The organism is Vibrio sp. QJM3NY_39 (assembly GCF_057785895.1).
Map to the genome: position 1 here is coordinate 3,281,509 of NZ_CM173505.1, position 23,726 is coordinate 3,305,234.

Consider the following 23,726-nt stretch of genomic DNA (forward strand, 5'->3'; position numbering starts at 1 on the left):
TGCCGCTATTTTAAAACGTCTTGCAACGCTTTTAAGCACAAAGCGACATTCTCTTTTCGAGCGCCATAACCCATTAAACCAATACGCCAAGCCTTGCCAGCCAAAGAACCAAGTCCCGCGCCAATTTCAAGGTTATATTCTTCTAGAAGTTGTGTTCTGATTTTGGCTTCATCGATTCCTTCAGGGAAATAAAGCGCATTGAGCTGCGGAAGACGACTCTCTTCATCAACCACAAACTTTAATCCTAGTGCTTCTACGCCTTCTTTAAGCTCTTGGTGCATCGCATGGTGACGTGACCAAGCATTATCCAGGCCTTCATTTTTCAATAAAACCAACGACTCATGCAAAGCATACAGGCTATTCACAGGTGCAGTATGGTGGTAGCTACGCTTACCTTCTCCACTCCAGTAACCTAATACTAAACTTTGATCCAAAAACCAGCTTTGTACGGGAGCTTGACGCGCCTTCATCTTCTCAACCGCACGTTGAGAGAAAGTGACAGGAGACAGTCCAGGAACGCAAGATAGACACTTTTGACTACCTGAATACACCGCATCGAGCTGCCATTCATCAACCAACAATGACACACCACCTAGTGATGTCACCGCATCAACAATCGACAATGCATCAAACTGACGAGCCACTGCTGAAATCGCTTGAGCATCCGATAACGCGCCAGTAGACGTCTCTGCATGCACAAATGCGACAGCAACTGCATCAGGGTTTTCTGCCAATGCCTTTTCGACCTTTTCAACGGAAACGGGCTTGCCCCACTCATCATCTACAAGGATCGCTTCACCACCACAGCGCACAACATTCTCTCGCATACGTTCACCAAAAACGCCATTGCGACAAACAATTACCTTCTCACCGGGCTCAATCAAGTTAACAAAACAGGTTTCCATACCTGCACTGCCTGGCGCAGAAACAGCAATCGTAAATTCATTTTCAGTTTGGAATGCATACTTAAGAAGTTGTTTCAGTTCATCCATCATCGCAATAAATAACGGGTCGAGGTGACCAATAGTTGGACGGCTCAAGGCCTGTAATACTTGAGGAGAAATGTCTGAAGGCCCCGGCCCCATTAACGTTCGGTGTGGCGGATAAAAGCTCTCGATAGCAGTAGTGAGTGTTAAATTAGACATGTACATCCCTTACGTTAATGTTGTGAACAATCCACCCTAAAGCAAATCGATACCGTCATCAATTAGCTAAAAGTATTGAGGTCACACCAGTGTCACATAATTGTTAAAATTATTTTTTAAATATCTCCAGTTACGGATTGACATTGTTACCGCAAACACGTTCAATGAAATGGCTATCTAGCAGAAGAGGAGCACTGCCCAGGCAGATGTTTTGTGGAACCGCATTTCCAATACAAAGCATCAAGGGGGAGCAGTGCCGAGATAATAAAAGGATGCAGGACCTTTATTATCGGTTGAGCGGGCTGAATCCCGGCAACTGTCGCCATTTCTATATGGTGAAGAGCTTCTGAGGTTACTATTCTAATAATTCCTCTCTTTTTGCTCTAAATACTCTCTTCGAAAAACATCGGACGTTGGATTACCCAACCGTAATTTTATTTTAGGAAGTCGTGGGAGATATATCGTGAGTGCATCTAATGTAGCTGGTTCTTTTAATGTCGCTAAGTTTGGTGGAACAAGTGTTGCCAACTTTGAAGCAATGAGCCGTTGTGCTGCCATTATTGAAAATAACTCAAATACTAAACTGGTTGTGAGCAGCGCGTGCTCAGGCGTCACCAACTTGCTGGTTGAGCTAGCGAATGGTGTCCAAGACAAAACTCGTCGTCAGGAATTATTGACGCAATTGACTGACATTCATAACGCGATTCTTGATCAGCTAGCTGACCCAATTAGCATTGAAAAAGATGTGCACTGCATTCTCGATGACATTGCGAGTGCGGCCGAAGCAGCGTCGTTCCAAGTAAGCACAAAGCTGACTGACCACCTAGTGGCATGTGGCGAATTGATGTCGACGCATATCCTCGCTCAAATCATTCGCGAGCGTGGCACACCCGCTGTCCGTTTTGACATCAGAGAAGTGATGCGCACCAATGATGACTTCGGCAAAGCTGAACCACTGTTAAAAGATATTACAGCCTTAGCTCAACAGAAATTGATTCCACTATGCCAACAGCAAGTTGTCGTTACCCAAGGCTTTATCGGCGCCGATAGCGAAGGTAACACCACAACGTTAGGTCGTGGTGGTAGTGATTACTCAGCGGCACTGATTGCAGAATCTGTACAAGCGATTGGTTTAGAAATCTGGACTGATGTTCCGGGCATCTACACCACGGATCCACGTATCGCATCGAAAGCATCTCCTATCCCAGAGATCAGCTTCAGCGAAGCATCGGAAATGGCAAACTTTGGCGCGAAGATATTACACCCTTCGACTCTAGTCCCGGCACTACGCCATCAAATCCCGGTATTTGTCGGCTCATCAAAAGCACCAGAGCTCGGTGGCACATGGATTCGTCAGCAAGTTGAAAGCTCCCCTCTGTTCAGAGCGCTTGCCCTACGCTGCAACCAAACCATGGTTACGCTACGCAGCGCCAATATGTTCCATGCTTATGGCTTCCTCGCAAAAGTGTTCGAGATCCTGGCTAAGCATAAGATCTCTGTCGATCTTATCACTACCTCAGAGATCAGTGTCTCACTCACTCTCGATCAAACAGATACATCAGGTGGTGCTCCTCAGTTACCAGAAGCCGCTCGAATTGAGCTTGAAGAGCTGTGTTCTGTGGATATTGAACACGACCTATGCCTTGTTGCTCTTATTGGCAACAACATGAGTGAAAGCAAAGGCTATGCGAAGCAAGTATTCGGCACGCTTGAAGACTTCAACCTACGTATGATTTGTTACGGAGCGAGCCCACACAACCTGTGCTTCTTGCTTGATGAATCTGTCTCCAAGTTAGCGATTCAAAAACTGCATCAAGAGCTGTTTGAATAAAACGACGGTTGCTCGATTAGTTAAAATCACCAAACGACAGATACAAAAAGGGTTGCTCTTAAGCAACCCTCTTATTTTTACGAATCAAAGCCCGTCATAGATTCAAACTAGTTAATGTTTGGACCTAACCACTTCTCAGCTTCCAACATATCCCAACCTTTACGGTCGGCATAGCTATCCACTTGATCCTGTTGAATCTGTGCAATCGCAAAGTATCGGGCATCAGGATGTGAGAAATACATACCAGACACTGAGGCACCTGGCCACATTGCGTAGCTCGTGGTTAGTGACATGTCGATTGCTTTTTCAACGTCCATCAACTCCCACAACGTGCCTTTCTCTGTATGCTCTGGGCAAGCAGGATAACCCGGGGCTGGACGAATACCTTGGTACTTCTCTCGAATCAAATCGTCGTTAGACAAATTCTCATCAGGTGAGTAGCCCCAAATGTCCTTTCTCACTTCTTTATGCAAGTATTCAGCGAACGCTTCAGCCAATCGGTCTGCAACCGCCTGAATCATAATCGCGTTGTAGTCATCACCATTGGCTTTGTATTCATCAGCCAGCTCTCGCTCACCAATACCACCCGTTACTGCAAAACCACCAATCCAATCCGCTTTACCACTGTCTTTTGGCGCAATGTAATCTGACAAACAGTAGTTAAATCCTTTGGGCTTTTCGGTTTGTTGACGAAGGTTGTGCAGAACCTTTAACACTTCAGTACGCGATTCATCGGTATACACTTCAATATCATCGCCAACACTGTTTGCTGGGAACATGGCACACATCCCGCGAGCTTCAAGTAGCTTCTCTTTCTGCACTCGATCCAACAAATCATTCGCATCTTTGAATAAGCGTTTCGCTTCCTCGCCCACTTCTTCATGATTGAGAATTGCTGGGTACTTTCCAACTAATGACCATGTCATAAAGAACGGAGTCCAGTCGATGTACTGACGTAAAGTAGCCACATCAAAGTCCTTGAAGATGTGTACTCCCGGCTTAACAGGTGCAGGGGGAGTATACGCATTCCAATCGATAGCAACTTTATTGGCACGCGCTCTCTCTAGCGAGACTGGCTTAGTGCGCGGCTTTTTGCGGTTGTGTTGATCGCGAACGCGATCGTAATCAATATCCAACTTCTCCACAAATGCAGGCTTCAGTTCGTTAGATAGTAGAGAAGTACACACACCAACAGCACGTGAGGCATTGTTTACGTAGACCACGGGTTCAGAGTAATTCTGTTCAATCTTAACGGCTGTATGCGCTTTAGATGTGGTTGCTCCGCCAATAAGAAGAGGCAGCTTAAAGCCTTGTCTCTCCATCTCTTTGGCAACATGTACCATTTCATCAAGAGAAGGAGTAATCAGCCCGGAAAGGCCAATGATATCGACGTTCTCTTCTTTAGCTACCTTAAGGATTTTTTCACATGAAACCATCACGCCCAGATCGATAATTTCGTAGTTATTACACTGCAAGACAACGCCAACAATGTTTTTACCAATATCATGAACATCGCCTTTTACGGTCGCCAGTAAGATTTTTCCGTTAGTTGCACCAACGTCTTTGGTTGCATTAATAAATGGCTCTAGATGGGCTACCGCCTGCTTCATAACACGGGCAGATTTCACCACTTGAGGAAGGAACATCTTACCTTCACCAAAGAGGTCACCAACTACGTTCATGCCATCCATTAATGGACCTTCAATCACCTCGATAGGGCGAGAGGCATTAACACGAGCTTCCTCGGTATCTTCAACGATGAAATCAGTAATGCCTTTCACCAAAGAGTGCTCTAAGCGCTTTTCTACTGGCCAGGTGCGCCACTCTAACGCCGATTTATCTTCAACTTTGCCAACTGCACGCTCTAGATATTCAGTCGCGATATCGAGTAATCGCTCTGTTGAGTCGTCTCGGCGGTTTAGAACTACATCTTCAACGGCTTCACGCAAATCCTCAGGCACATTATCGTAAATCTCTAACTGCCCAGCATTTACGATGCCCATATCCATACCGTTTTTAAAACAGTGGTATAGGAATACCGCGTGAATAGCCTCACGAACGTAGTTATTACCGCGGAAAGAGAATGAAACATTCGACACACCACCCGAGATCATCGCATGCGGAAGATCGCGTTTGATGTCCCCTACTGCTTCAATGAAGTCGACCGCATAGTTGTTATGCTCATCAATACCAGTAGCCACTGCGAAAATGTTTGGGTCAAAAATAATATCTTCTGGCGGGAAACCTACTTCATCAACAAGAATATTGTAGGCATTAGTACAAATCTCGACTTTACGCTCTCGGGTATCAGCCTGCCCTAATTCATCGAACGCCATCACAATGACAGCAGCTCCATAACGACGAACCAGTTTAGCTTGTTCGACAAACTTCTCTTTCCCTTCCTTCAATGAGATAGAGTTAACGATACCTTTACCCTGAATACATTTCAGACCCGCTTCGATAACTTCCCATTTTGAAGAGTCGACCATGACTGGTACTTTCGAGATCTCAGGTTCAGAAGCGCATAGATTAAGGAATTTAACCATACACGCCTCAGCGTCTAGCATCCCTTCATCCATGTTGATATCGATGATCTGAGCGCCGTTCTCAACTTGCTCTCGAGCAACACTCAAAGCTTCGTCGTAGAGCTCTTCTTTAATCAATCGCTTAAATCGAGCAGAACCGGTAACGTTAGTACGCTCACCGACGTTCACAAATAGAGATTCTTTGGCAATCGTTAATGGTTCTAAGCCAGATAAACGGCAAGACACAGGCAAATCAGGTAATTGACGTGGCGTTACGCCTTCAACGGCCTCAGCCATGTGACGTATATGTTCTGGCGTCGTACCGCAACAACCACCAATTAGGTTCAAGAAGCCACTCTCGGCCCATTCCTTAACGTGTTCAGCCATATCTTCAGGAGAAAGGTCATACTCACCGAATGCATTAGGTAAACCCGCGTTAGGGTGAGCGGAAACGTTACATTCAGAGATACGAGACATCTCACCAACGTACTCTCGCAGTTCGTCAGGGCCTAATGCACAGTTCAATCCAAATGAGATAGGTTTAACATGACGAAGGGCGTTGTAGAAGGCTTCTGTTGTCTGCCCTGAAAGCGTACGACCTGAAGCGTCAGTAATGGTACCGGAGATCATCACAGGAAGCGTGATGCCTACCTCTTCAAAAACAGATTCAACCGCAAAAGAACATGCTTTTGCATTTAACGTGTCGAAGATAGTCTCGATAAGAATAAGATCTGAGCCGCCTTTGATAAGTGCTCGTGTCGATTCGGAGTAAGCTTCAACAAGCTCATCAAAGCTAACATTACGATAGCCCGGATCATTAACGTCTGGGGAGATAGAACACGTTCGGTTAGTTGGACCTAACACACCCGCTACGAAACGGGGTTTGTCTGGGGTCTTTGCCGTCCATTCATCTGCCGCTTCACGAGCTAATTTTGCAGCTGTAAAGTTAATTTCTTCGCTAAGGCTTTCCATATCGTAGTCGGCCATAGCGATGGTTGTAGAGTTAAAGGTATTGGTCTCGAGGATATCAGCACCGGCTTCCAAATATTCCATATGGATATCTTTGATAAGCTTAGGCTGTGTAAGTACCAAAAGGTCGTTGTTACCTTTTAAATCACTATGCCAATCAGCAAAGCGCTCACCACGATAGTCTTGCTCTTCCAATTTATAATCCTGAATCATGGTACCCATGCCACCATCAATCAGTAAAATTCGTTGCTTCAACAGAGCGTCAATCTTTTGCCTTACATTACTTCCCACGGTACAACCTCATTCCTTTAATTATCTCTCCATCCTACCACACATTAAAAAGGAGTCTAGACGTCTAAAAGATGAAATTGATTACCAAGTCATGACAAAAAAATGTTTGCTATTTGAGCATGAGACAACGAAAATTCATATTCATATTCATACTTTGTTACATGTTGGGATCCCAATGTCGGTCTATTACACCTTATGCTTCTTGTCCGCAGCTGCCATGCTTATTGCTTTCGTGAATACCAAAATTGGTAAAATGCAGACAACCATCGCCATTACAGCTGGCTCAATGATGTTATCTCTATTAATTATCATTGCGGGACAAAACAATTGGTTCCAATTGGCTGACATCGCCTCAGAAACCGTTGCCAGTATCAACTTTGAAGATTTCCTCCTGAAAGGAATACTGGGATTCTTACTCTTTGCAGGTGGTTTGGGGATTAAGTTACCTAATCTAAAAGATCAGAAATGGGAAATAACGGTACTCGCTCTTGGCGCTACACTGTTTTCGACATTCTTTATTGGCTTTGTACTGTATGGATTCTGTCAGTTTATCGGTATTCAATTTGACCTAATTTATTGCTTACTTTTTGGTTCTCTAATCTCTCCAACCGATCCAATCGCTGTATTAGCTATAGTGAAGAAGCTCGACGCTCCCAGACGAATCTCTACTCAAATCGAGGGAGAATCTCTATTCAACGATGGTTTTGGCCTAGTGATCTTCGTTACCCTATTTACCATTGCGTTCGGTACAGAAGCACCGACTGTAGGTAGCGTGACCATGTTATTCGTCCAAGAGGCTATCGGTGGTATCGTCTATGGCTTTGTTCTAGGTTTAATATTCCATTACCTAATCAGCAACACCGATGACCACTCGATGGAGTTGCTATTAACCATAGGTATTCCGACAGCTGGTTATGCCTTTGCTGAAGTCCTACATGTATCAGGACCGTTAGCAATGGTGGTATCAGGTATCATGATTGGTAACTGGACGCGCTTTATTGGATTCTCGAAAGAGAGTGAGGATCACCTAGACCACTTCTGGGAATTGATAGATGAATTCTTAAATGGCGTCTTGTTCTTATTGATCGGTATGTCGATGTTGTTATTCAAATTCCACCAAGAAGACTGGATCTTAATGGCGTTCGCAGTACCTCTAGTGCTAAGCGCACGCTACCTAAGTGTTTTCTTGTCTTATATCGGATTCAAACGCTTTAGAACTTACAACCCTTGGTCAATCAAGATCTTAACTTGGGGTGGGTTGCGTGGTGGACTAGCTCTAGCCATGGCACTTTCAATCCCTTCAGGTATCTGGGTGATTGAAGACAAGGCAATAGATGTTAAAGAGATAATCCTCGTCATGACATACGCTGTTGTTGTGTTCTCAATCTTAGTTCAAGGTTCAACAATTACTCCGATGATAGAGAAAGCGAAACAAGCTGAGAAAGAGTTAGATTAACATCTCAAAATATTAAACTAGGCTGCCTAATATAGGTGGCCTTTTTTATACCTGATAAAAGTCAAATTCACAGCTCCCCTCACTCAAGATCTAGTTGAAAGGTATACATGAACAATAGAACTTACTTCGATATTTTATGCACTAGTACTAGTGTAATCAGAAACCTTAATGTGGATTGAACACTAGATTTGGCCAGAACCAAAATAACTACAAAGGATGTTTAATCATGATACAGACGACATGATAAACAGCGATCTTAGACAAAAATCTTGCTAGAAGTGAAGCATGCAAAGAACTGGTTCTTCTACAACACTAGCGAGTCTACCCACTAGAACAGACTTCAGTTGTATAAGCATTCCTTCCGGAAAAAATAATGAGACTCAAGGCCTAACAGCAATAGCTTTAGTCACTACCAGAAACTACGCAGCCAGATGAGTGCTGAACAGAAAGCTCTAGTGTTCGACTAAGTCTTCAAATACGGCAAGGTTGTACTTATTAGGTATTAAGCGATTCGATTAATTAGAGGGAGCTAGAGGAACACTTAATATATCTAGCGTTACGTTAAAGGTGACAGGCATAAAAAGGCTCCAGCATTTCTGCCGGGACGCGCAGCTTAGACCCTTAAATATGGTAGGACTGAACTGAACCGGTACTCCGGAGAGTCGACCGGGCTGGCGATCCAGCTCCCAACATTGCTCCGTAGAAGCAACAGATGCAAAAAAGCCTCAGCATTTCTGCTGAGGCTTCGTATATGGCAGGGGTGGAGAGATTCGAACTCCCAACACGCGGATTTGGAATCCGCTGCTCTGCCAATTGGAGCTACACCCCTAAAACTTTTTACTACGTCAGATTCGAAAAAACCTCGCACTAGGCGAGGTTATCGAATAAGTGGCGGAGTGGACGGGACTCGAACCCGCGACCCCCGGCGTGACAGGCCGGTATTCTAACCAACTGAACTACCACTCCGCAGTGGTCAACTCACTAAGTGAGCGTCCATATCTCCAGGTCGGTCAACCTAAAGATTTAATTTAAAGCCTGGCGATGTCCTACTCTCACATGGGGAAACCCCACACTACCATCGGCGCTATTGTGTTTCACTTCTGAGTTCGGCATGGAATCAGGTGGGTCCACAATGCTATGGTCGCCAAGCAAATTTTAAAATTCGGAAAGCTTATCTAAAAGTTATTTCTCTTCAAACGCATTCAAGGTCTGGTACTTCTGAGTCCACAAAACCCCTTGGGTGTTGTATGGTTAAGCCTCACGGGCAATTAGTACAGGTTAGCTCAATGCCTCGCAGCACTTACACACCCTGCCTATCAACGTCGTAGTCTACGACAACCCTTTAGGACACTTATAGTGCCAGGGAAAACTCATCTCAAGGCTCGCTTCCCGCTTAGATGCTTTCAGCGGTTATCGATTCCGAACTTAGCTACCGGGCAATGCCATTGGCATGACAACCCGAACACCAGAGGTTCGTCCACTCCGGTCCTCTCGTACTAGGAGCAGCCCCTTTCAATTTTCCAACGCCCACGGCAGATAGGGACCGAACTGTCTCACGACGTTCTAAACCCAGCTCGCGTACCACTTTAAATGGCGAACAGCCATACCCTTGGGACCGACTTCAGCCCCAGGATGTGATGAGCCGACATCGAGGTGCCAAACACCGCCGTCGATATGAACTCTTGGGCGGTATCAGCCTGTTATCCCCGGAGTACCTTTTATCCGTTGAGCGATGGCCCTTCCATTCAGAACCACCGGATCACTATGACCTGCTTTCGCACCTGCTCGAATTGTCATTCTCGCAGTCAAGCGGGCTTATGCCATTGCACTAACCACACGATGTCCAACCGTGTTTAGCCCACCTTCGTGCTCCTCCGTTACTCTTTGGGAGGAGACCGCCCCAGTCAAACTACCCACCAGGCACTGTCCGTAATCCCGATTCAGGGACCAACGTTAGAACATCAAAACTACAAGGGTGGTATTTCAAGGACGACTCCACCACATCTAGCGACGCGGTTTCATAGTCTCCCACCTATCCTACACATGTAGGTTCAATGTTCAGTGCCAAGCTGTAGTAAAGGTTCACGGGGTCTTTCCGTCTAGCCGCGGGTACACTGCATCTTCACAGCGATTTCAATTTCACTGAGTCTCGGGTGGAGACAGCGTGGCCATCATTACGCCATTCGTGCAGGTCGGAACTTACCCGACAAGGAATTTCGCTACCTTAGGACCGTTATAGTTACGGCCGCCGTTTACCGGGGCTTCGATCAAGAGCTTCGACCGAAGTCTAACCCCATCAATTAACCTTCCGGCACCGGGCAGGCGTCACACCGTATACGTCATCTTACGATTTTGCACAGTGCTGTGTTTTTAATAAACAGTTGCAGCCACCTGGTATCTGCGACTCTCGTCTGCTCCATCCGCAAGGGACTTCACTGATAAGAGCGTACCTTCTCCCGAAGTTACGGTACCATTTTGCCTAGTTCCTTCACCCGAGTTCTCTCAAGCGCCTTGGTATTCTCTACCCGACCACCTGTGTCGGTTTGGGGTACGATTCCTTACAATCTGAAGCTTAGAGGCTTTTCCTGGAAGCATGGCATCAATGACTTCACTACCGTAGTAGCTCGACATCGTATCTCAGCGTTAATGAAAGTCCGGATTTACCTAAACTTTCCGCCTACGTACTTGAACCTGGACAACCGTCGCCAGGCCCACCTAGCCTTCTCCGTCCCCCCATCGCAATTGTAAGAAGTACGGGAATATTAACCCGTTTCCCATCGACTACGCCTTTCGGCCTCGCCTTAGGAGTCGACTTACCCTGCCCCGATTAACGTTGGACAGGAACCCTTGGTCTTCCGGCGAGGGAGTTTTTCACTCCCTTTATCGTTACTCATGTCAGCATTCGCACTTCTGATACCTCCAGCATGCCTTACAGCACACCTTCAACGGCTTACAGAACGCTCCCCTACCCCACATACCCTAAGGTACGTAGCCGCAGCTTCGGTGTATAGCTTAGCCCCGTTACATCTTCCGCGCAGGCCGACTCGACCAGTGAGCTATTACGCTTTCTTTAAATGATGGCTGCTTCTAAGCCAACATCCTGGCTGTCTGAGCCTTCCCACATCGTTTCCCACTTAGCTATACTTTGGGACCTTAGCTGGCGGTCTGGGTTGTTTCCCTCTCCACGACGGACGTTAGCACCCGCCGTGTGTCTCCCGGATAGTACTTACTGGTATTCGGAGTTTGCAAAGGGTTGGTAAGTCGGGATGACCCCCTAGCCTTAACAGTGCTCTACCCCCAGTAGTATTCGTCCGAGGCGCTACCTAAATAGCTTTCGGGGAGAACCAGCTATCTCCAGGTTTGATTGGCCTTTCACCCCTAGCCACAAGTCATCCGCTAATTTTTCAACATTAGTCGGTTCGGTCCTCCAGTTGATGTTACTCAACCTTCAACCTGCCCATGGCTAGATCACCTGGTTTCGGGTCTAATCCTAGCAACTGTACGCCCAGTTAAGACTCGGTTTCCCTACGGCTCCCCTAAACGGTTAACCTTGCTACTAAAATTAAGTCGCTGACCCATTATACAAAAGGTACGCAGTCACACCACGAAGGTGCTCCTACTGCTTGTACGTACACGGTTTCAGGTTCTATTTCACTCCCCTCACAGGGGTTCTTTTCGCCTTTCCCTCACGGTACTGGTTCACTATCGGTCAGTCAGTAGTATTTAGCCTTGGAGGATGGTCCCCCCATATTCAGACAGGATATCACGTGTCCCGCCCTACTCGTTTTCACTGATTATGAGATGTCGACTACGGGGCTATCACCCTTTACTGCGGCACTTTCCAGAGCCTTCGTCTGTCTCATTAAAAGCTTAAGGGCTAATCCAATTTCGCTCGCCGCTACTTTCGGAATCTCGGTTGATTTCTCTTCCTCGGGGTACTTAGATGTTTCAGTTCCCCCGGTTTGCCTCCTGTTGCTATGTATTCACAACAGGATACGTGCTTATGCACGTGGGTTTCCCCATTCAGGAATCCCAGACTCAAAAGGTTATTACTACCTAATCTGGGCTTATCGCAAGTTATTACGCCTTTCATCGCCTCTGACTGCCAAGGCATCCACCGTGTACGCTTAGTCACTTAACCATACAACCCGAAAGGGTTTCTATTTGCTTTCACTTTAAAAAGTGAAGACAAATAAGCGTATGGCAACTAACCAAGGTTTTTGGTTGCCATCAAGAAGGGTTAATTCTTGATGACTGTTTGCCGGACTCAATTGTGAATCAAACTAAAGTTTGATTCGAATACAAGACACTTGAATGTGTTTGTTGTGTTTATCTAATGAAAGATAAACATTGAGAACTTTTAAATTTGATTGAATTACTCGTAAGTAATCAATCAGTCAGCTTTCCAAATTGTTAAAGAGCTTGATTCAAACTAATGAACCATTTCTAAATATTTTCAAATAAAAACACTTAAAGATGGTGGAGCTATGCGGGATCGAACCGCAGACCTCCTGCGTGCAAGGCAGGCGCTCTCCCAGCTGAGCTATAGCCCCATCTTTGTTTCTCATCGATATTGGTGGGTCTGAGTGGACTCGAACCACCGACCTCCCGCTTATCAGGCGAGCGCTCTAACCAGCTGAGCTACAGACCCAATATCGTCTCTTTTACTTTCTAAACCTAATCAATCTGTGTGGACACTCATTGTAAGTATCTTCGTATAAGGAGGTGATCCAGCCCCAGGTTCCCCTAGGGCTACCTTGTTACGACTTCACCCCAGTCATGAACCACAAAGTGGTGAGCGTCCTCCCCGAAAGGTTAAACTACCCACTTCTTTTGCAGCCCACTCCCATGGTGTGACGGGCGGTGTGTACAAGGCCCGGGAACGTATTCACCGTGACATTCTGATTCACGATTACTAGCGATTCCGACTTCATGGAGTCGAGTTGCAGACTCCAATCCGGACTACGACGCACTTTTTGGGATTCGCTCACTATCGCTAGCTTGCTGCCCTCTGTATGCGCCATTGTAGCACGTGTGTAGCCCTACTCGTAAGGGCCATGATGACTTGACGTCGTCCCCACCTTCCTCCGGTTTATCACCGGCAGTCTCCCTGGAGTTCCCGACATTACTCGCTGGCAAACAAGGATAAGGGTTGCGCTCGTTGCGGGACTTAACCCAACATTTCACAACACGAGCTGACGACAGCCATGCAGCACCTGTCTCAGAGTTCCCGAAGGCACACCTGCGTCTCCGCTGGCTTCTCTGGATGTCAAGAGTAGGTAAGGTTCTTCGCGTTGCATCGAATTAAACCACATGCTCCACCGCTTGTGCGGGCCCCCGTCAATTCATTTGAGTTTTAATCTTGCGACCGTACTCCCCAGGCGGTCTACTTAACGCGTTAGCTCCGAAAGCCACGGCTCAAGGCCACAACCTCCAAGTAGACATCGTTTACGGCGTGGACTACCAGGGTATCTAATCCTGTTTGCTCCCCACGCTTTCGCATCTGAGTGTCAGTGTCTGTCCAGGGGGCCGCCTTCGCCACTGGTATTCCTTCAGATCTCTACGCATTTCACCGCTACACCTGAAATTCTACCCCCCTCTACAGCACTCTAGTTCACCAGTTTCAAATGCAGTTCCGAGGTTGAGCCCCGGGCTTTCACATCTGACTTAATGAACCACCTGCATGCGCTTTACGCCCAGTAATTCCGATTAACGCTCGCACCCTCCGTATTACCGCGGCTGCTGGCACGGAGTTAGCCGGTGCTTCTTCTGTTGCTAACGTCAAGATGTGCAGCTATTAACTACACACCCTTCCTCACAACTGAAAGTACTTTACAACCCGAAGGCCTTCTTCATACACGCGGCATGGCTGCATCAGGCTTTCGCCCATTGTGCAATATTCCCCACTGCTGCCTCCCGTAGGAGTCTGGACCGTGTCTCAGTTCCAGTGTGGCTGATCATCCTCTCAGACCAGCTAGGGATCGTCGCCTTGGTGAGCCATTACCTCACCAACTAGCTAATCCCACCTAGGCATATCTTGACGCGAGAGGCCCGAAGGTCCCCCTCTTTGGCCCGTAGGCATTATGCGGTATTAGCCATCGTTTCCAATGGTTATCCCCCACATCAAGGCAATTTCCTAGGCATTACTCACCCGTCCGCCGCTCGACGCCCATTAACGCACCCGAAGGATTGTTAGTGTCGTTTCCGCTCGACTTGCATGTGTTAGGCCTGCCGCCAGCGTTCAATCTGAGCCATGATCAAACTCTTCAATTTAAGATTTTGTGACTCAACGAATACTGACTTCAAAACTAATATTCATGTAAACATGAACATGTAATTCTAAAGCTATTACCATTCCAACAGAATGGTAATGAATTGACTGTGCCAAAATTAAGTAAACTTAACTTTGTATTGGTCACTCAGTTCATTGAAATCAAGTTTGTTACCGAAGTAACTGTTACTACCTAAGTAATAACGTTTTGATATTCATCAACGAGTGCCCACACAGATTGATAGGTTTAAATTGTTAAAGAGCCTGTTCTCTAAAAAGAGAACGCTTTCAGTGCCTTAGCACTTAAACAGGACGCGTATAATACGCTTTCCACTTTGAAAGTCAACATAAAACTCTAAGAAAACTTAGAACTCTATGGTGACTTGTCTAAAAACTAGACAAAGTCGAAATTAAAGCCTGGCGATGTCCTACTCTCACATGGGGAAACCCCACACTACCATCGGCGCTATTGTGTTTCACTTCTGAGTTCGGCATGGAATCAGGTGGGTCCACAATGCTATGGTCGCCAAGCAAATTTTAAAATTCGGAAAGCTTATCTAAAAGTTATTTCTCTTCAAACGCATTCAAGGTCTGGTACTTCTGAGTCCACAAAACCCCTTGGGTGTTGTATGGTTAAGCCTCACGGGCAATTAGTACAGGTTAGCTCAATGCCTCGCAGCACTTACACACCCTGCCTATCAACGTCGTAGTCTACGACAACCCTTTAGGACACTTATAGTGCCAGGGAAAACTCATCTCAAGGCTCGCTTCCCGCTTAGATGCTTTCAGCGGTTATCGATTCCGAACTTAGCTACCGGGCAATGCCATTGGCATGACAACCCGAACACCAGAGGTTCGTCCACTCCGGTCCTCTCGTACTAGGAGCAGCCCCTTTCAATTTTCCAACGCCCACGGCAGATAGGGACCGAACTGTCTCACGACGTTCTAAACCCAGCTCGCGTACCACTTTAAATGGCGAACAGCCATACCCTTGGGACCGACTTCAGCCCCAGGATGTGATGAGCCGACATCGAGGTGCCAAACACCGCCGTCGATATGAACTCTTGGGCGGTATCAGCCTGTTATCCCCGGAGTACCTTTTATCCGTTGAGCGATGGCCCTTCCATTCAGAACCACCGGATCACTATGACCTGCTTTCGCACCTGCTCGAATTGTCATTCTCGCAGTCAAGCGGGCTTATGCCATTGCACTAACCACACGATGTCCAACCGTGTTTAGCCCACCTTCGTGCTCCTCCGTTACTCTTTGGGAGGAGACCGCCCCAGTCAAACTACCCACCAGGCACTGTCCGTAATCCCGATTCAGGGACCAACGTTAGAACATCAAAACTACAAGGGTGGTATTTCAAGGACGACTCCATCACATCTAGCGACGCGGTTTCATAGTCTCCCACCTATCCTACACATGTAGGTTCAATGTTCAGTGCCAAGCTGTAGTAAAGGTTCACGGGGTCTTTCCGTCTAGCCGCGGGTACACTGCATCTTCACAGCGATTTCAATTTCACTGAGTCTCGGGTGGAGACAGCGTGGCCATCATTACGCCATTCGTGCAGGTCGGAACTTACCCGACAAGGAATTTCGCTACCTTAGGACCGTTATAGTTACGGCCGCCGTTTACCGGGGCTTCGATCAAGAGCTTCGACCGAAGTCTAACCCCATCAATTAACCTTCCGGCACCGGGCAGGCGTCACACCGTATACGTCATCTTACGATTTTGCACAGTGCTGTGTTTTTAATAAACAGTTGCAGCCACCTGGTATCTGCGACTCTCGTCTGCTCCATCCGCAAGGGACTTCACTGATAAGAGCGTACCTTCTCCCGAAGTTACGGTACCATTTTGCCTAGTTCCTTCACCCGAGTTCTCTCAAGCGCCTTGGTATTCTCTACCCGACCACCTGTGTCGGTTTGGGGTACGATTCCTTACAATCTGAAGCTTAGAGGCTTTTCCTGGAAGCATGGCATCAATGACTTCACTACCGTAGTAGCTCGACATCGTATCTCAGCGTTAAGAAAGTCCGGATTTACCTAAACTTTCCGCCTACGTACTTGAACCTGGACAACCGTCGCCAGGCCCACCTAGCCTTCTCCGTCCCCCCATCGCAATTGTAAGAAGTACGGGAATATTAACCCGTTTCCCATCGACTACGCCTTTCGGCCTCGCCTTAGGAGTCGACTTACCCTGCCCCGATTAACGTTGGACAGGAACCCTTGGTCTTCCGGCGAGGGAGTTTTTCACTCCCTTTATCGTTACTCATGTCAGCATTCGCACTTCTGATACCTCCAGCAGCCCTTACAGACCACCTTCAACGGCTTACAGAACGCTCCCCTACCCCACATACCCTAAGGTATGTAGCCGCAGCTTCGGTGTATAGCTTAGCCCCGTTACATCTTCCGCGCAGGCCGACTCGACCAGTGAGCTATTACGCTTTCTTTAAATGATGGCTGCTTCTAAGCCAACATCCTGGCTGTCTGAGCCTTCCCACATCGTTTCCCACTTAGCTATACTTTGGGACCTTAGCTGGCGGTCTGGGTTGTTTCCCTCTCCACGACGGACGTTAGCACCCGCCGTGTGTCTCCCGGATAGTACTTACTGGTATTCGGAGTTTGCAAAGGGTTGGTAAGTCGGGATGACCCCCTAGCCTTAACAGTGCTCTACCCCCAGTAGTATTCGTCCGAGGCGCTACCTAAATAGCTTTCGGGGAGAACCAGCTATCTCCAGGTTTGATTGGCCTTTCACCCCTAGCCACAAGTCATCCGCTAATTTTTCAACATTAGTCGGTTCGGTCCTCCAGTTGATGTTACTCAACCTTCAACCTGCCCATGGCTAGATCACCTGGTTTCGGGTCTAATCCTAGCAACTGTACGCCCAGTTAAGACTCGGTTTCCCTACGGCTCCCCTAAACGGTTAACCTTGCTACTAAAATTAAGTCGCTGACCCATTATACAAAAGGTACGCAGTCACACCACGAAGGTGCTCCTACTGCTTGTACGTACACGGTTTCAGGTTCTATTTCACTCCCCTCACAGGGGTTCTTTTCGCCTTTCCCTCACGGTACTGGTTCACTATCGGTCAGTCAGTAGTATTTAGCCTTGGAGGATGGTCCCCCCATATTCAGACAGGATATCACGTGTCCCGCCCTACTCGTTTTCACTGATTATGAGATGTCGATTACGGGGCTATCACCCTTTATTGCGGCACTTTCCAGAGCCTTCATCTGTCTCATTAAAAGCTTAAGGGCTAATCCAATTTCGCTCGCCGCTACTTTCGGAATCTCGGTTGATTTCTCTTCCTCGGGGTACTTAGATGTTTCAGTTCCCCCGGTTTGCCTCCTGTTGCTATGTATTCACAACAGGATACTTACTTATGTAAGTGGGTTTCCCCATTCAGGAATCCCAGACTCAAAAGGTTATTACTACCTAATCTGGGCTTATCGCAAGTTATTACGCCTTTCATCGCCTCTGACTGCCAAGGCATCCACCGTGTACGCTTAGTCACTTAACCATACAACCCGAAAGGGTTTCTATTTGCTTTCACTTTAAAAAGTGAAGACAAATAAGCGTATGGCAACTAACCAAGGTTTTTGGTTGTCATCAAGAAGGGTTAATTCTTGATGACTGTTTGCCGGACTCAATTGTGAATCAATGTAAACATTGATTCGAATACAAGACACTTGAATGTGTTTGTTGTGTTTATCTAATGAAAGATAAACATTGAGAACTTTTAAATTTGATTGAATTACTCGTAAGTAAATCAATCAGTCAGCTTTCCAAATTGTTAAAGAGCATAAAGCAAAAAGCTTTAATCAATAACTTGCGTTATTAATTAAAGCTCTGGCTTTAACTAAATCTAAACCATCAATCTGTGTGGACACTCATCGTAAGTATCTTCGTATAAGGAGGTGATCCAGCCCCAGGTTCCCCTAGGGCTACCTTGTTACGACTTCACCCCAGTCATGAACCACAAAGTGGTGAGCGTCCTCCCCGAAAGGTTAAACTACCCACTTCTTTTGCAGCCCACTCCCATGGTGTGACGGGCGGTGTGTACAAGGCCCGGGAACGTATTCACCGTGACATTCTGATTCACGATTACTAGCGATTCCGACTTCATGGAGTCGAGTTGCAGACTCCAATCCGGACTACGACGCACTTTTTGGGATTCGCTCACTATCGCTAGCTTGCTGCCCTCTGTATGCGCCATTGTAGCACGTGTGTAGCCCTACTCGTAAGGGCCATGATGACTTGACGTCGTCCCCACCTTCCTCCGGTTTATCACCGGCAGTCTCCCTGGAGTTCCCGACATTACTCGCTGGCAAACAAGGATAAGGGTTGCGCTCGTTGCGGGACTTAACCCAACATTTCACAACACGAGCTGACGACAGCCATGCAGCACCTGTCTCAGAGTTCCCGAAGGCACACCTGCGTCTCCGCTGGCTTCTCTGGATGTCAAGAGTAGGTAAGGTTCTTCGCGTTGCATCGAATTAAACCACATGCTCCACCGCTTGTGCGGGCCCCCGTCAATTCATTTGAGTTTTAATCTTGCGACCGTACTCCCCAGGCGGTCTACTTAACGCGTTAGCTCCGAAAGCCACGGCTCAAGGCCACAACCTCCAAGTAGACATCGTTTACGGCGTGGACTACCAGGGTATCTAATCCTGTTTGCTCCCCACGCTTTCGCATCTGAGTGTCAGTGTCTGTCCAGGGGGCCGCCTTCGCCACTGGTATTCCTTCAGATCTCTACGCATTTCACCGCTACACCTGAAATTCTACCCCCCTCTACAGCACTCTAGTTCACCAGTTTCAAATGCAGTTCCGAGGTTGAGCCCCGGGCTTTCACATCTGACTTAATGAACCACCTGCATGCGCTTTACGCCCAGTAATTCCGATTAACGCTCGCACCCTCCGTATTACCGCGGCTGCTGGCACGGAGTTAGCCGGTGCTTCTTCTGTTGCTAACGTCAAGATGTGCAGCTATTAACTACACACCCTTCCTCACAACTGAAAGTACTTTACAACCCGAAGGCCTTCTTCATACACGCGGCATGGCTGCATCAGGCTTTCGCCCATTGTGCAATATTCCCCACTGCTGCCTCCCGTAGGAGTCTGGACCGTGTCTCAGTTCCAGTGTGGCTGATCATCCTCTCAGACCAGCTAGGGATCGTCGCCTTGGTGAGCCATTACCTCACCAACTAGCTAATCCCACCTAGGCATATCTTGACGCGAGAGGCCCGAAGGTCCCCCTCTTTGGCCCGTAGGCATTATGCGGTATTAGCCATCGTTTCCAATGGTTATCCCCCACATCAAGGCAATTTCCTAGGCATTACTCACCCGTCCGCCGCTCGACGCCCATTAACGCACCCGAAGGATTGTTAGTGTCGTTTCCGCTCGACTTGCATGTGTTAGGCCTGCCGCCAGCGTTCAATCTGAGCCATGATCAAACTCTTCAATTTAAGATTTTGTGACTCAACGAATACTGACTTCAAAACTAATATTCATGTAAACATGAACATGTAATTCTAAAGCTATTACCATTCCAACAGAATGGTAATGAATTGACTGTGCCAAAATTAAGTAAACTTAACTTTGTATTGGTCACTCAGTTCATTGAAATCAAGTTTGTTACCGAAGTAACTGTTACTACCTAAGTAATAACGTTTTGATATTCATCAACGAGTGCCCACACAGATTGATAGGTTTAAATTGTTAAAGAGCCTGTTCTCTAAAAAGAGAACGCTTTCAGTGCCTTAGCACTTAAACAGGACGCGTATAATACGCTTTCCACTTTGAAAGTCAACATAAAACTCTAAGAAAACTTAGAACTCTATGGTGACTTGTCTAAAAACTAGACAAAGTCGAAATTAAAGCCTGGCGATGTCCTACTCTCACATGGGGAAACCCCACACTACCATCGGCGCTATTGTGTTTCACTTCTGAGTTCGGCATGGAATCAGGTGGGTCCACAATGCTATGGTCGCCAAGCAAATTTTAAAATTCGGAAAGCTTATCTAAAAGTTATTTCTCTTCAAACGCATTCAAGGTCTGGTACTTCTGAGTCCACAAAACCCCTTGGGTGTTGTATGGTTAAGCCTCACGGGCAATTAGTACAGGTTAGCTCAATGCCTCGCAGCACTTACACACCCTGCCTATCAACGTCGTAGTCTACGACAACCCTTTAGGACACTTATAGTGCCAGGGAAAACTCATCTCAAGGCTCGCTTCCCGCTTAGATGCTTTCAGCGGTTATCGATTCCGAACTTAGCTACCGGGCAATGCCATTGGCATGACAACCCGAACACCAGAGGTTCGTCCACTCCGGTCCTCTCGTACTAGGAGCAGCCCCTTTCAATTTTCCAACGCCCACGGCAGATAGGGACCGAACTGTCTCACGACGTTCTAAACCCAGCTCGCGTACCACTTTAAATGGCGAACAGCCATACCCTTGGGACCGACTTCAGCCCCAGGATGTGATGAGCCGACATCGAGGTGCCAAACACCGCCGTCGATATGAACTCTTGGGCGGTATCAGCCTGTTATCCCCGGAGTACCTTTTATCCGTTGAGCGATGGCCCTTCCATTCAGAACCACCGGATCACTATGACCTGCTTTCGCACCTGCTCGAATTGTCATTCTCGCAGTCAAGCGGGCTTATGCCATTGCACTAACCACACGATGTCCAACCGTGTTTAGCCCACCTTCGTGCTCCTCCGTTACTCTTTGGGAGGAGACCGCCCCAGTCAAACTACCCACCAGGCACTGTCCGTAATCCCGATTCAGGGACCAACGTTAGAACATCAAAACTACAAGGGTGGTATTTCAAGGACGACTCCATCACATCTAGCGACGCAATTTCATAGTCTCCCACCTATCCTACACATGTAGGTTCAATGTTCAGTGCCAAGCTGTAGTAAAGGTTCACGGGGTCTTTCCGTCTAGCCGCGGGTACACTGCATCTTCACAGCGATTTCAATTTCACTGAGTCTCGGGTGGAGACAGCGTGGCCATCATTACGCCATTCGTGCAGGTCGGAACTTACCCGACAAGGAATTTCGCTACCTTAGGACCGTTATAGTTACGGCCGCCGTTTACCGGGGCTTCGATCAAGAGCTTCGACCGAAGTCTAACCCCATCAATTAACCTTCCGGCACCGGGCAGGCGTCACACCGTATACGTCATCTTACGATTTTGCACAGTGCTGTGTTTTTAATAAACAGTTGCAGCCACCTGGTATCTGCGACTCTCGTCTGCTCCATCCGCAAGGGACTTCACTGATAAGAGCGTACCTTCTCCCGAAGTTACGGTACCATTTTGCCTAGTTCCTTCACCCGAGTTCTCTCAAGCGCCTTGGTATTCTCTACCCGACCACCTGTGTCGGTTTGGGGTACGATTCCTTACAATCTGAAGCTTAGAGGCTTTTCCTGGAAGCATGGCATCAATGACTTCACTACCGTAGTAGCTCGACATCGTATCTCAGCGTTAATGAAAGTCCGGATTTACCTAAACTTTCCGCCTACGTACTTGAACCTGGACAACCGTCGCCAGGCCCACCTAGCCTTCTCCGTCCCCCCATCGCAATTGTAAGAAGTACGGGAATATTAACCCGTTTCCCATCGACTACGCCTTTCGGCCTCGCCTTAGGAGTCGACTTACCCTGCCCCGATTAACGTTGGACAGGAACCCTTGGTCTTCCGGCGAGGGAGTTTTTCACTCCCTTTATCGTTACTCATGTCAGCATTCGCACTTCTGATACCTCCAGCATGCCTTACAGCACACCTTCAACGGCTTACAGAACGCTCCCCTACCCCACATACCCTAAGGTACGTAGCCGCAGCTTCGGTGTATAGCTTAGCCCCGTTACATCTTCCGCGCAGGCCGACTCGACCAGTGAGCTATTACGCTTTCTTTAAATGATGGCTGCTTCTAAGCCAACATCCTGGCTGTCTGAGCCTTCCCACATCGTTTCCCACTTAGCTATACTTTGGGACCTTAGCTGGCGGTCTGGGTTGTTTCCCTCTCCACGACGGACGTTAGCACCCGCCGTGTGTCTCCCGGATAGTACTTACTGGTATTCGGAGTTTGCAAAGGGTTGGTAAGTCGGGATGACCCCCTAGCCTTAACAGTGCTCTACCCCCAGTAGTATTCGTCCGAGGCGCTACCTAAATAGCTTTCGGGGAGAACCAGCTATCTCCAGGTTTGATTGGCCTTTCACCCCTAGCCACAAGTCATCCGCTAATTTTTCAACATTAGTCGGTTCGGTCCTCCAGTTGATGTTACTCAACCTTCAACCTGCCCATGGCTAGATCACCTGGTTTCGGGTCTAATCCTAGCAACTGTACGCCCAGTTAAGACTCGGTTTCCCTACGGCTCCCCTAAACGGTTAACCTTGCTACTAAAATTAAGTCGCTGACCCATTATACAAAAGGTACGCAGTCACACCACGAAGGTGCTCCTACTGCTTGTACGTACACGGTTTCAGGTTCTATTTCACTCCCCTCACAGGGGTTCTTTTCGCCTTTCCCTCACGGTACTGGTTCACTATCGGTCAGTCAGTAGTATTTAGCCTTGGAGGATGGTCCCCCCATATTCAGACAGGATATCACGTGTCCCGCCCTACTCGTTTTCACTGATTATGAGATGTCGATTACGGGGCTATCACCCTTTATTGCGGCACTTTCCAGAGCCTTCATCTGTCTCATTAAAAGCTTAAGGGCTAATCCAATTTCGCTCGCCGCTACTTTCGGAATCTCGGTTGATTTCTCTTCCTCGGGGTACTTAGATGTTTCAGTTCCCCCGGTTTGCCTCCTGTTGCTATGTATTCACAACAGGATACTTACTTATGTAAGTGGGTTTCCCCATTCAGGAATCCCAGACTCAAAAGGTTATTACTACCTAATCTGGGCTTATCGCAAGTTATTACGCCTTTCATCGCCTCTGACTGCCAAGGCATCCACCGTGTACGCTTAGTCACTTAACCATACAACCCGAAAGGGTTTCTATTTGCTTTCACTTTAAAAAGTGAAGACAAATAAGCGTATGGCAACTAACCAAGGTTTTTTGGTTGTCATCAAGAAGGGTTAATTCTTGATGACTGTTTGCCGGACTCAATTGTGAATCAATGTAAACATTGATTCGAATACAAGACACTTGAATGTGTTTGTTGTGTTTATCTAATGAAAGATAAACATTGAGAACTTTTAAATTTGATTGAATTACTCGTAAGTAAA

The 23,726-nt window shown here is 47.3% G+C and carries 4 protein-coding genes, 4 tRNA genes, 8 rRNA genes and 1 riboswitch; of the genes, 2 read left to right on the top strand and 14 right to left on the bottom strand.

What is annotated here, in order from left to right; genetic code table 11:
* Positions 1-5: 5 nt before the first annotated feature.
* Positions 6-1,145: a pyridoxal-phosphate-dependent aminotransferase family protein gene (locus AC3CHU_RS14515; RefSeq protein WP_171308604.1), complete on the bottom strand. Its 1,140-nt coding sequence runs from the start codon at positions 1,143-1,145 to the stop codon at positions 6-8.
* 176 nt (positions 1,146-1,321) lie between these two features.
* Positions 1,322-1,499, top strand: a riboswitch (Lysine riboswitch).
* Positions 1,500-1,608: 109 nt separating this feature from the next.
* Here AC3CHU_RS14515 and lysC point away from each other — a divergent pair.
* Positions 1,609-2,976, top strand: a complete 1,368-nt coding sequence (gene lysC / locus AC3CHU_RS14520; RefSeq protein WP_171314850.1) for a lysine-sensitive aspartokinase 3 — start codon at positions 1,609-1,611, stop codon at positions 2,974-2,976.
* 107 nt (positions 2,977-3,083) lie between these two features.
* On the opposite strand, the gene metH is transcribed toward lysC, so the two are convergent.
* Positions 3,084-6,761, bottom strand: a complete 3,678-nt coding sequence (gene metH, locus AC3CHU_RS14525) for a methionine synthase (protein WP_488524806.1) — start codon at positions 6,759-6,761, stop codon at positions 3,084-3,086.
* Positions 6,762-6,936: 175 nt separating this feature from the next.
* Between metH and AC3CHU_RS14530 the strand changes: the two genes are divergently transcribed.
* A complete protein-coding gene (locus AC3CHU_RS14530; RefSeq protein ID WP_017078851.1) occupies positions 6,937-8,217 on the top strand; it encodes a cation:proton antiporter in 1,281 nt (426 codons plus the stop codon).
* 752 nt (positions 8,218-8,969) lie between these two features.
* On the opposite strand, the gene AC3CHU_RS14535 is transcribed toward AC3CHU_RS14530, so the two are convergent.
* From AC3CHU_RS14535 to AC3CHU_RS14590, 12 genes are all read right to left on the bottom strand, one after another.
* A tRNA-Trp gene (locus tag AC3CHU_RS14535) sits at positions 8,970-9,046 on the bottom strand.
* A 60-nt stretch (positions 9,047-9,106) separates the two neighbouring features.
* A tRNA-Asp gene (locus AC3CHU_RS14540) sits at positions 9,107-9,183 on the bottom strand.
* A 67-nt stretch (positions 9,184-9,250) separates the two neighbouring features.
* Positions 9,251-9,366, bottom strand: a 5S ribosomal RNA gene (rrf, locus tag AC3CHU_RS14545).
* 98 nt (positions 9,367-9,464) lie between these two features.
* Positions 9,465-12,358, bottom strand: a 23S ribosomal RNA gene (locus AC3CHU_RS14550).
* A gap of 336 nt (positions 12,359-12,694) precedes the next feature.
* Positions 12,695-12,770 (bottom strand) — tRNA-Ala (locus AC3CHU_RS14555).
* Positions 12,771-12,791: 21 nt separating this feature from the next.
* A tRNA-Ile gene (locus AC3CHU_RS14560) sits at positions 12,792-12,868 on the bottom strand.
* A gap of 67 nt (positions 12,869-12,935) precedes the next feature.
* Positions 12,936-14,490, bottom strand: a 16S ribosomal RNA gene (locus AC3CHU_RS14565).
* A gap of 413 nt (positions 14,491-14,903) precedes the next feature.
* A 5S ribosomal RNA gene (gene rrf, locus AC3CHU_RS14570) occupies positions 14,904-15,019 on the bottom strand.
* Positions 15,020-15,117: 98 nt separating this feature from the next.
* Positions 15,118-18,010 (bottom strand): 23S ribosomal RNA (locus AC3CHU_RS14575).
* Positions 18,011-18,400: 390 nt separating this feature from the next.
* Positions 18,401-19,955: ribosomal RNA gene (locus AC3CHU_RS14580) — 16S ribosomal RNA — on the bottom strand.
* A 413-nt stretch (positions 19,956-20,368) separates the two neighbouring features.
* Positions 20,369-20,484 (bottom strand): 5S ribosomal RNA (gene rrf, locus AC3CHU_RS14585).
* 98 nt (positions 20,485-20,582) lie between these two features.
* A 23S ribosomal RNA gene (locus AC3CHU_RS14590) occupies positions 20,583-23,476 on the bottom strand.
* Together the 16S, 23S and 5S rRNA genes with 4 tRNA genes alongside form the textbook arrangement of a ribosomal RNA operon.
* Between the last annotated feature and the right edge of the window lie 250 nt (positions 23,477-23,726).

Excerpts from the sequence above, each read along its gene's own strand:
- AC3CHU_RS14515 (WP_171308604.1), bottom strand. The coding sequence starts at position 1,145 with ATGTCTAATTTAACACTCACTACTGCTATCGAGAGCTTTTATCCGCCA.
- AC3CHU_RS14530 (WP_017078851.1), top strand. The coding sequence starts at position 6,937 with ATGTCGGTCTATTACACCTTATGCTTCTTGTCCGCAGCTGCCATGCTT.